General features: G+C 31.6%; 8 protein-coding genes. All 8 read right to left on the bottom strand.

The window, feature by feature from the left end:
• Positions 1 to 1145, bottom strand: a 1145-nt coding sequence (locus ACMOUI_RS07420) for an MFS transporter (protein ID WP_418965094.1), incomplete at its 3' end; no start/stop codon positions are given.
• Between the two features lie 285 nt (positions 1146 to 1430).
• Complete coding sequence (locus ACMOUI_RS07415; protein WP_418965093.1) at positions 1431 to 2678, bottom strand: GntP family permease; 1248 nt, start codon at positions 2676 to 2678, stop codon at positions 1431 to 1433.
• A 14-nt stretch (positions 2679 to 2692) separates the two neighbouring features.
• Positions 2693 to 3847, bottom strand: a complete 1155-nt coding sequence (locus ACMOUI_RS07410; RefSeq protein WP_418965092.1) for a glycerate kinase — start codon at positions 3845 to 3847, stop codon at positions 2693 to 2695.
• Positions 3848 to 3942: 95 nt separating this feature from the next.
• A complete protein-coding gene (locus tag ACMOUI_RS07405) occupies positions 3943 to 4653 on the bottom strand; it encodes a queuosine precursor transporter (protein ID WP_418965091.1) in 711 nt (236 codons plus the stop codon).
• Between the two features lie 19 nt (positions 4654 to 4672).
• Positions 4673 to 5377, bottom strand: coding sequence for a radical SAM protein (locus ACMOUI_RS07400; protein WP_418965090.1), 705 nt, complete (start codon positions 5375 to 5377; stop codon positions 4673 to 4675).
• Positions 5378 to 5628: 251 nt separating this feature from the next.
• Positions 5629 to 7542, bottom strand: coding sequence for a threonine--tRNA ligase (thrS, locus tag ACMOUI_RS07395; protein WP_418965089.1), 1914 nt, complete (start codon positions 7540 to 7542; stop codon positions 5629 to 5631).
• Positions 7543 to 7572: 30 nt separating this feature from the next.
• Positions 7573 to 11184, bottom strand: coding sequence for a hypothetical protein (locus ACMOUI_RS07390; protein ID WP_418965088.1), 3612 nt, complete (start codon positions 11182 to 11184; stop codon positions 7573 to 7575).
• Positions 11185 to 11272: 88 nt separating this feature from the next.
• Positions 11273 to 11587 carry a thioredoxin gene (trxA, locus tag ACMOUI_RS07385; protein WP_418965087.1) on the bottom strand — a complete coding sequence of 105 codons (315 nt, stop codon included), beginning with the start codon at positions 11585 to 11587 and terminating at the stop codon, positions 11273 to 11275.
• Between the last annotated feature and the right edge of the window lie 58 nt (positions 11588 to 11645).

The raw sequence follows: 11645 nt of genomic DNA, 5'->3' as shown, positions 1-11645 counted from the left end.
CTCCTAATCAGTAAAAAATTTATCAAACAAAAAATAAAACAAAATATAGATACTACGTTTTGATAACTAATATCCAATTTTGAAGAAAAAATAGTTAAAACTAAAACACCACAAGCATTAAAAATAGACCTATTCAATTGTCTTAATGAATACACTTTACTTTTAAATTTTAAGTCTGCATAATCTTGTAACTTAGTTATGTATAGTGAAAGGTTAAAGAAACTAACACTAGAAATTAAAATAAAAGTAATAACTTTTGAAATCTCACTCGACAAATTAAAAAGTAGAAATAAAATCCCTTGAAAAAAAAGTCCAAAAATAACTAAAGAGTTCTCACTTACTCTTTTATGAATTTTAAAGATTTTAAATGACAAAATAAAGGTTGCTATGCTACTCCCAAGTGCATTTGATATTTGATATATTATAGTTTCTCTAGTATTTATTGTGCTTAATGTGAATCCAAGCATAGAGTTTGAGGATAGAATAACCGTATTTGTCGCTATCAAAAAAGTATAGAGTATAATGGATCTATTCTCTTTTTTTATAAGTTCTTTCCAAGATGAGGTAATTTCAATCTCATTGTCAACCATTTTTATAAAAATGGCAAAACCAGCTGATATTAAAAATGAAAGCGCATTAAATAGAAAAAGAAGACTGTAGAAATTTTTTTTTAAAATAAGCCCTCCAATAATAAATCCCACAATTTTAGAACTCTGATTTATAGTGGTTATTAAAGAGTTATATTTTTTCCTTTCATCAATATCAAAAATCTTTAAAGTTAAATTAAATTCAGCTATTTTAGACAGAGCATCGAAAAAATTTAAAACTACCAATGAAGAGAGCAAAATGTATATAGAATATATATTGAAACCAAAAATAACAATAGCAATTAAAAAAGTACTTTGAAAAATTTCAGAAAATAAAATAGCTTTTTTCATAAAAAATCTACTTTCAAAGGTACTAAAAATAAATTGGAATAAAAGTTTGGAAACCTCATTTAAGATAAACATAAAGCTTATTCCCAAAACAAAATTAATTTTGGTTGATAATAACTTTCCCACCCCTATGAAAAATAGCCCATCTCCTATTCCAGTTGCAAAAAGATATAGCAAAAAATAGTGTTTATTTTTTAACAAAGGCAACATAAAGGATCACTTCCAAATATATTTTTTAAAATCTCTAAGGCTCTTACTCTACAACAACCTCATACATACTTAATGTTGTAACATTACAAATAAACTTATTTTATCGCCAAACAAATAAATAAAAACACAATCTAAAAAAATTTTTTTACAATATTTTAAATAATACCTTACATATTTCAATATAAATAGACTTCTAACTCAAAAATATAATTTAAAAAATAAAATATTACTAAAAACAAATAAAAAAACCCCTAGATTTGTTGGTAATCTAGAGGTCTATAATTTTTATCCAATTACTAAATATGTTACAAAAGTAGAAAGAGCTAATACAAATCCTATTGCTGATTCATAAGGTATTAATTTTAATCTTTCCTCTAACTTTGTATTACTAGCTCCTCCCGTACTGTGGAAGAATGATCCATGAGGTAGATGGTCTAAAACTGTTGCTCCTGAGTTTACCATAGCAGCTCCCCAAACAGCACTTACTCCTGCAGCTAATATAACCCCAGAGAAAGTTGCAGAGGCTATTGTTGCCCCAGCTGTTGTTGAAGCTGTTGCCCCAGACATTAAAGCTCCAGCTATTGGTGCTATCAATTGCTCACTTATATTAGCTTTTCCTAGAACTGACAATATAACATCTTTTAATGTAGAATTTTTTATTATTCCTGCCACTGTTCCTGTTCCCACTAGAAGAATCGCTACTCCTGACATCTTTTGTAATCCATACTCCATAGATTCTCTCAGTTTAGAAGTTTTACCCATTGCCACAATTCCAACTAATCCTCCAACTGGTAGTGCTATTAATGGATCTATATTGATTCCAGCTATAGGTCTTAAAGCAAGTAAACCTATTGTTACAATCGGTCCTATTATACTTCCGAAAAAGCTCGGTAGATTTTCTCCAGTTCCCTGTTCAATCTCATTCTCTAAAACTTTTTCTCCCTTTTCAACTAAAAGTTTGGCTATTAAAATTGTTGCAAATAATCCAACTATTGCAGGGATTATATTTACCCACATAACAGATGGAAGAGGTGCTCCAAAGTTCTCCGCCGCCGCTATTGTATTTGGATTTGGTGATATTATATTTCCAGATTTTCCTCCACCAATCATAGCACATAACATAGCCATTTTAGATATTTTTAATCTTTTTGCTATTGCAAGTGCAATTGGTGATACTGTTATTACTGCAACGTCTATAAATACCCCTATTGCTGTTAAAATAAGTGCTGACAAAGCCAATGCAAATATAGCTCTTTTCTCGCCTAGTGTATCTATAATTGTTTCAGCTATTTTTGTAGCTGCCTCTGTCTTTATAAGTATTCCTGCCAAAATACCTGCTGTTAATATTCTAACTATAGCTGGAGTTACATCTTTTACTCCACTTACCATTAAATTAACTGTCTCAGGAAGTGATACCCCTCCTGCAAGTCCTCCTATTATTGCACCTAAAATTAAACTATATGCTGGATTAGCCTTTCTCATTATCAATATTATTGCTATTATTAAGCCCAATACTGCTCCAAATGCTGTCATTTTTTCCTCCTAATCTATTTTGAGTATTTTTTCTCACAAACTTTTATCAATCTAAATATCTCCTCAGTATTACCCTTTACAAATTTATGAGCTATCTCTTTTTTCATAGCTTCCTCTAAAGTTATAGGATAATTAATTATTGAAAAGAAACTATCGATACCTTTCCCATGAGTTTGAACTGCATCATCTGTAACTCCTCCTGCTAAAGCAATTACAGGAATATCAAACTTTTTAGCTATTTTAGCGACTCCCACTGGAGCTTTTCCCATAGCTGTTTGATGGTCTAATCTTCCCTCTCCTGTTATAACAAAATCTGCATTTTTCAACTCTTTCTCTAGGCCTACCTTCTCTAAAATCATATCAATTCCCGGAGATAGTTTTCCATTTAAAAAGGCTACTAATCCTCCTCCTAGTCCTCCTGCTGCTCCAGCTCCTGAAAGATTAGAAACATCTATGTGTAACTCTTTTTTTATAACTTCAGCCAGATCTTTTAATCCTTTATCTAACTCTTTCACCATCTCTTCAGTGGCTCCTTTTTGTCTTGAGTATATCTCTGCTGCTCCCTTTGGTCCATAGAAAGGATTATCTACATCACAAGCAACTAAAAATTTACAGTCTTTTAATTCAGGTAGTCTTCCTGTTGAATCTATGTATTTTACCTTAGATAGAATCTCTCCACCATATCCTAACTCATTTTTATTCTCATCTAAAAACTTATATCCTAAGGCCTGTAACATTCCAAGTCCCGCGTCATTTGTGGCACTTCCACCTATACCTACTATAAATTCACGACACCCTCTCAATATTGCGTCTTTTATAAGTTCTCCTGTTCCATAAGTTGTTGTTTTCATTGGATTTCTCTTCTGCGCTGGTATCAGTGGTAATCCAGATGCCTCTGCCATCTCTATTACAGCTGTTTTACCATCTCCCATTATCCCATACCTAGCTTCAATCTTCTCCATAAGAGGATTATTTACTACTATCGTTATAAATTCACCCTTTGTTCCCTCAACTAAAGAGGCTACTGTTCCCTCTCCACCATCAGCAATTGGCACTTTTATTACCTCAGCATCTGGATATACAACCTTTACTCCAGACTCTATCGCCTGTCCAAGTTCAAAAGAGCTTAAACTTCCTTTAAACGAATCTATAGCTACTACTACTTTCATAACTCCTCCTATAAATGTTTTTTAGTTATTTTAGTATAGATATCCTTTTTTTTCAATACTATTTTAAAATAAAAAAGTGTTGAGAACCCTCAACACTAGACAATTATCTTTTCTGTTACACCTTTATTTTCTTTTAAGTAACTAGCTAGATATACAAATGGTGTATCCATTGTAGCCACAATAACTTTCATTATATAAGTTACTATAAAAATCTCCACTAAAACCTCAAGTGGATATACTCCAGCAAATGCAATTGTTGTAAAAATTAGATTATCTATCAATTGACTAACTAATGTACTGAAATTGTTTCTTATCCAAATATGCTTTTTAGCTGGAAATCTATCTTTCCAAAACTTATAGGCCCAAACGTCATGTCTTTGAGAGACACCATAAGCCACTAATCCTGCAAAAAGTATTCTGGGCATAAAGTCAAATATCATCTTTAAACTCTTGAAATTTTCTGCCCCAGCCTGAACTGCACTTGGAACAAATGATACCGCTATCTTCATTATTATAGCTGTCACTATCATACTGAAAAATCCAAGTTTCACAGCACTTTTAGCCTCCTCTTCCCCATAGTTTTCAGACAGGATATCTGTAACTAAAAATCCACCAGCATACATTATATTTCCCAATGTCGTTTCAAATCCAAAAAGATTTACTAAAAGAACAACTTGAATATTTGCTAGGATACTACTTATTGGAACCCAAATAAAGAGACCTAACTTCCCAAATTTCTTATATATAAAAATTATGCTAAAAAAATTAACAAAAAGCATTATTATCCATAAAATCTCATTTCTCATAACTATCTCCTTTTAAAAATTATTGTTCAAAAACACCTAAGTCTTTATTATCAATAAGTAGCTCAACTCTTGGATCATTCTGTAATTGACTATAGTTCTCAACAAACCACTTCACAAGCTCCTCATCTCTTTCCACTTCAGTTCCATTATTTATAAATATATTCACAGTTATACTTTCAAAATGCTTTAATCCAAGTTCAATATCTTTTTTTATCATCTCTTTTGTTTGTCCTTTCACACAGATTAATAGGCAAACAGAGTATAACTTTCCACTTAACTCCTCTATTTCTGAATCATCTATTTTAAAGTTTTTTCCATATGACTCTATTCTAAAGTCATTATCAAAGGTTTCCATTCCCATTCTAAATCTGATATCTACACCTTTAAAAAACTCTCTAATCTCACCTAATCTATTTTTATATCCATAGTAGATTTCAAAATATAGTAATTTTATACTCTTCTCATAGACAACCTCTCTAATTTTTTCTAAGGTTTTAATAGGTAATTCAAATACTGATCCTGAGTTTATAACCTCTAAAGCTCCAAACTCCCCTGTAACTTCCTGTAATGTTTCTAGATTGACTCTATCTATCTCCAACTCATCTGTTGAGTTATCCTCTATATAATTACAAAACTTACACTTTCCATATCTACATGGAAAACTTTTTAATAAAACTATCTCTCTTCTATTCTTATTTTCTATTTTGCTATATCTAATTCCCATTCTCTCTCCTAATCTATTTTAAAATAAAAAAAGAGCAGGAAACTCCTGCTCAAATTTAAAAAAGGGTATAGTTATCCCTTATGTTTTAAAAGTTTAAGCCTAGTTTTTTTAAGATGGAGGTTTCCGAACATCTACCATATGAAATATGGATTTATATTTATTTTACTCTTAATTTTATCATAGTTTTAAAATAAAATCAATTCTATAAATAAAAAAGAGACTGCATCAATAAGAATACAGTCTCTAAAATATTAGTTATTAAACTTTGGTGCTGCTTCCTCTTTTATCATAGATATAAAGCTTTCTAATGACATAGACTCTTGATTTTGAGAACCAAATCTTCTTATATTTACCTCTCTATTTTCAACCTCATTCTTTCCAATTATTAGTTGTACTGGAACTTTATATCTTCCATTAGCCTCTCTAATCTTGTATCCTATAGATTCAGCTCTTGTATCTATCTCAGCTCTTATACCAGCTGCTTTTAGCATATCCATAACCTCTTCAGCATAAGGAACAACTTCATCATTTATAGTTAATACTTTAACCTGACATGGTGCTAACCAAGTTGGGAATGCTCCTGCATAGTGTTCTATTAGTATTCCCATAAATCTCTCTAATGATCCATAAACAACTCTATGTATCATTACTGGTCTATGCTTCTCTCCATCCTCTCCAACGTATGAGATATCAAATCTCTCTGGTAAGTTAAAGTCTAATTGGATAGTTCCACATTGCCAAGTTCTACCTATAGCATCTTTAATTTTAAAGTCTAATTTTGGTCCATAGAAAGCTCCATCCCCAGGATTTAACTTATAGTCTCTTCCTAATCTTTTTAAAGCTCCCTCTAGAGCTGATTCTGCTTTATCCCAAATCTCTTGTGATCCAATAGCTTTCTCAGGTCTTGTTGATAACTCAATAGCGTACTCAAATCCAAATAGACCTCTGTAGAACTTATCTATTAGATTTACTACTCCAATAATTTCATCTTCAATTTGCTCTGGTGTCATAAAGATATGAGCGTCATCTTGAGTAAAGTTTCTAACTCTCATAAGTCCATGAAGAGCTCCAGAGAACTCATGTCTATGAACAATTCCTAACTCTCCAGCTCTTATTGGTAAATCTTTATAAGAGTGCATTCCGTGCTTATACACTAAAATTCCACCTGGACAGTTCATTGGTTTAATAGCAAACTCAGTCTCATCTATCTCTGATGTATACATATTTTCTCTATAGTTCATCCAGTGTCCTGAAGTTTCCCATAGGTCTTTATTTAGCATTATTGGAGTTTGAATCATCTCATATCCAGCCTTCTCATGCTCTCTTCTCCAAAGGTCTGTTAAAACATTTCTCATCTTCATTCCATTTGGTAGGAAGAATGGGAATCCTGGTCCAAAATCACTTGTAAAGAATAGCTCTAACTCTCTTCCTAGCTTTCTATGATCTCTCTTCTCAGCCTCTTCTAAGAATTTTAAGTGTGCTTTTAATTGAGGTTCAGTTGCAAATGCAAATCCATAGATTCTTTGTAACATCTTGTTATTAGAATCCCCTCTCCAGTAAGCTCCAGCCACTGATTTTAATTTAAACGCTTTTAAATATGATGTAGATGGTACATGTGGTCCTCTACATAAGTCAATGAAGTCTCCTTGCTTATAGAATGTTAACATCTCATTAGCTGGGATGCTCTCTATAATCTCCACTTTATAAGTTTCTCCTAAATTTTTGAAATGTTCAATAGCGTCATCTCTAGTCATCTCTATTCTTTCAACTTTTATATTCTCTTTTGCTATCTTTTTCATTTCAGCTTCAATTCTTTCTAAATCCTCATCTGTGAATTGATTTTCAGGATCAAAATCGTAATAGAATCCATTCTCTATAGCTGGTCCTATAGCTACTTTAGTTCCTGGGAAAAGTCTGATAACTGCTTGTGCTAATAAGTGAGCAGTTGAGTGTTTTATAATCTCCTCTCCCTCTTCAGTTTCAGGAGTTATTATCTCAACATGTGCATCTCTATCTAGTACGTAGCTCATGTCAACTTCCTTCCCATCAACTTTTGCTCCTACAGCTTTTTTAGCTAAAGAGTTACTGATTGATTTTGCAATTTCAAACATATTTACACTGTTTTCAAACTCTTTTATATCTCCACTTGGTAATATTACTTTCATGTTTTTTCTCCTTTTCTTCTCTAAATTATATTAATCCTCTAGATCATCTATTTTAATCCCATTAAATAAGTAAGTATCTGGAGTTGTTTTCTTTTTCTGATCAGTTGTTGCACCTAATCCAAATATATTACTTGTTGGGAATGTTAATAGTTTAAATTGGATAGCCATACTCCACTCATAATCTTTTGTTCTGTATGAGTAATCTCTTTCATAGGCCACTGCCCACTCATAGTATCCAAACTCTTTTCCTATCTCAACACCAAAACCGTCAAATGTACTTCTTCCATTATCCCCTTGTCCTCCAAGTTGATCATAGAATTTAACATATGCTTTTGTTCTCCAACCCTCACTAGGTTTTCCAACTTTTGCATTTAAACTAAACTCATGCTCTCTCTCTGTATCCTTCCATGTATTCAAATCTGAATAATTTGTATAGTTTGATTTTTGATTATAGATATAACCCAATCCTATTCTGTTATATGAATAGAACAGTCTTCCCTCTAACTCCTCTAAAGACTTTAGATAATCTCCTGTTTGCTCATATCTTTGATTATTTTTTTGCATCATTATAGAAGCGTGGAAACCTCTTTTGTAGTCTCCAAAATATGTTCTATCATCTATAATTCTATTTAAGTTAAATGTTCTAACTCTAGAGTTTTCTCTATCCTCAAGAACCTGTCTAATTCTGTCTATCTCAACTTGAGTAAGTTGATCTGGTGTTTTATTATACTCTGATGTTGCATATGATACTAACTCCGCATCGGTAAATCTTTTATCTTTATATGTATAAGCTAAGTATACTACATCTGAATTGTATCTATCTAAGATTGGATTCCACTCTCCAGCATTTTTATAATCTTCATAACTAGCTCTATATAGGTGTTCTACATCTCCACCCACTAAATATGAAACCGAATAAGTTTTATTCTTAGTATTGATTACTTTTGCTCCCAGCTCATCTCTTTCATCTTTACCTTGGATATACTCTAAATTTAATCTGTTTTTTCCAAAATCATAAGTATAACCATAAACATCCTCTCTTATTTTCTCTTCAGCGTTGTTTACATTTTTAATCTCCCAAATACTAGAGTCTATTCTACGATTTTTATAGTAAAAATAGTTATTTGAATATCTATAGTTTGCTCCATAGTTTTCAAAAGTTAAATCATTATGATTCTCTTTTTTCTCATTATAATCTGTAAATCTTTTATCTAATCCGTATTCTAAACCAAAACTATTTTCATCATCAATTAAGAAGTCCAGTTTTTGATTTAAAATCTCACCTTTTTTATTGTCATTACTCGCTCTTTTAATATCCTTATAGTCCACCGTATAAATGGTTTGAGTATTTCCTAAATCAAAAGTTACCGTATCAGAAACTTGTTGAATATTTTCCTTATGAGCCATTCTTGCATCTTTAGTAATTTTTGAATCAGACTTATAAGTATACTCTTGGAACATATACGTCAATCTATTTATTAAAGATAGATCTGTTTTTCTCTCTTTATTTTCACTATTATCAAATATAGTTATATCATGAGTAAATCCAGCTCTATATCTAGTTGAGTTATCATCTGTTGAAATATCCTTATCCAGAGTGTTGTCATAACCTTTGTCATATTGATCAAATCTTACATTTCCATATACCTCTAAGTTTCCAAGTCTTGATAGTGATAACTTCTCATCAGACAATCCCACTTCATAGAAATTTGAGTTATTTATATAAACTCTATAAGCGTCTCTAGACCAAGGGTTATTTATATTGGAATAGTGATAAATTCCCTCTCTATCCCAAATTTCCTCTTTAGTATTACCTCCAGCTATTGTCAACTTTAATGTATCATACATAAAGTCTATATAAGCTCTGTTTTCAGATGTTTTATTATATATAATATTCTCATATCTATTATATTGTAAATCTCTATAGTTATTGGTTTTTGTTGTTCCATCAAATAGTGCAGTTTTTCTAAATGGGTCATTTTGAAGATTTAGTTTATGCTCAAACTCAGTATAATCATAACCAACTTTATAGAAAACATCTTTATATAGGTGATACTCCCCTAAAGATGTCTTTAAATCTTTACTATCATATATACTATACTGCTCCACTGTCCATGGCGTATAATCAAACTTTATTCCATAAAAACCTTGATTATCCAACTTACTAAAGTTTGGATCTCTTTCCCAAGAGTTTAACTCTCTAAATTTATTTCCAGTTTTATCATCATAGGATATATTAATCTTATTTACCTTATCATTGAAATTAAATCCAAAGTTTTCAGCTCTTGATTGTAAATCCTGTTTGGTTGATCCTGGGTCCATATCATAAAGATAGTTATAGTAAGCACCTATCGAATATCTATCGTTTTCCTTTTTTATAGATACATCACTCGTTAAATCGTAGTCTGCTGATGATCCATAGTCCATATCATCCAACTGATCAGCCACAATAACTCCATATACCTTTTTATCAGAAACAAGATTCACATCAGCTTTAATACTGATATCTTTATCCTCTCCTAGATTGGTCAACTCTGTATTAAGTGTATAAAAACCTAAGCTATCTCCACGCTCTGGAATACCGTCGATATATTTCCAAGTATTTCCAACTCTTTTTTGATTTCCTGGACCATAAAAATACTTATCAATTGCATCATCTAAGGTTGGTATCATATTGTATGTAGCATTTTTATAGTTTAGGTTAAAGAATCCATACTCCCCTGAATAGTTATGATTATAGTTAAAATCCCATCTATCAAAGTTTCTTTCCACATCATTTCCATCAGCTTTTTTATCAATTAGCCAATCATTAATATTCAATTGACCCTTTCCATACTTACCTAAATCATACCAATTTTCCATTCTTCCAATTAAAAGACCTATTCTATCTCCGAACTTAGGAGCGATTCCGCCTTTAAATTTACTATCTTTATCTCCCCATAGAACTCCTGATGTTATAAACCATCCGTAGTCATCATCATTTCCCCAACTTGGGAACAATGGTACTTCTGAACCTTGTCTTATATTAAATCTATACCAAGGTAATGAAAATGGGATTACATCTGTATCTCCTATGAAAAGATTTGTATTTCTAAATGTTACTTGTTTATCTGGTTCAATGGTTATTGTTTCAGATTGTAGATGATATCCAACTTCTGAAGGGTCTCTATTTTCAAGAATTTTAGGGTCTGTTGTAAACCAAGCGTCTCTCAAATAGGTTTTCCCATTTAAGTATTCTGTCTTATTTCCACCGAAATAGATTCTATCATTTGGTTTCTCTGCTCCTGTTACTTGACCAACTTCTAAGTACCCAAAACTTTTTCCAAAATATCCAGTTTTTCCTTCAGTATCAAACTCACCATTGATTGAATCCATTCTTAGCTTTCCTGTAGGTTCATCCGCTTCTAAATAAAACTCCCCTGGAATATAAGCTCTATTTTTTTCTCTGTCCACTTTAACTTCAAAAGCTTTTAACTTTAAAGACCCATATCTTACATTTACACCATCGGTTGAAGTCATGGTATCTGAGTTTAAATCTATCTCAACTTCATTTTGTAAATCATTCATCTTTTCTGTTTGTGCTTTTAAACTGGTTATCCCTACAACCATTAAAGCTAAAATTAAATAGATTTTCCTTTTCATTGGCCCTCCCATTTTCCCATTTTATGTTAATTTCAATTATACCATAAAACAAAAAAGGTTGCCAGTAGCAACCTTTTTATTTATTATTTTAATAAGAATTCAATTTTTCTAAAAGCTCTGACTTTTGTCTCAATCCAACGATTTGATCAACTTTAACTCCATCTTTGAATATAATCATTGTTGGAATACTTCTAATTCCGTAATCTCCAGCTAAGTCTCCACTTTCATCTACATTCACTTTACAAATCTTTGCTGCAGTCTCTCCTGAAAGCTCTTCTAAGATAGGTGCTAGCATTTTGCAAGGTCCACACCAGTCAGCCCAGAAGTCAACTAATACTAATCCTTTTGATTCAATTACTTCACTTTTAAAGTTTGAATTATTTAAACTTAAAACCTTTCCCATTTTTTCCTCCTTAGTATGGAAAATATTCCTTCAAATATATTTGTACTTTAACATAGAC

Origin of the sequence: Cetobacterium sp., assembly GCF_048470075.1 — a bacterium.
Taxonomy (GTDB): domain Bacteria; phylum Fusobacteriota; class Fusobacteriia; order Fusobacteriales; family Fusobacteriaceae; genus Cetobacterium_A.
Note: the sequence above shows the minus strand (reverse complement) of the source record. Positions and strands in the feature narration are given on the sequence as shown.

Coding starts and splice junctions, on each gene's coding strand:
- ACMOUI_RS07415 (WP_418965093.1), bottom strand. CDS start 2,678: ATGACAGCATTTGGAGCAGTATTGGGCTTAATAATAGCAATAATATTG.
- ACMOUI_RS07410 (WP_418965092.1), bottom strand. CDS start 3,847: ATGAAAGTAGTAGTAGCTATAGATTCGTTTAAAGGAAGTTTAAGCTCT.
- ACMOUI_RS07405 (WP_418965091.1), bottom strand. CDS start 4,653: ATGAGAAATGAGATTTTATGGATAATAATGCTTTTTGTTAATTTTTTT.
- ACMOUI_RS07400 (WP_418965090.1), bottom strand. CDS start 5,377: ATGGGAATTAGATATAGCAAAATAGAAAATAAGAATAGAAGAGAGATA.
- thrS (WP_418965089.1), bottom strand. CDS start 7,542: ATGAAAGTAATATTACCAAGTGGAGATATAAAAGAGTTTGAAAACAGT.
- ACMOUI_RS07390 (WP_418965088.1), bottom strand. CDS start 11,184: ATGAAAAGGAAAATCTATTTAATTTTAGCTTTAATGGTTGTAGGGATA.
- trxA (WP_418965087.1), bottom strand. CDS start 11,587: ATGGGAAAGGTTTTAAGTTTAAATAATTCAAACTTTAAAAGTGAAGTA.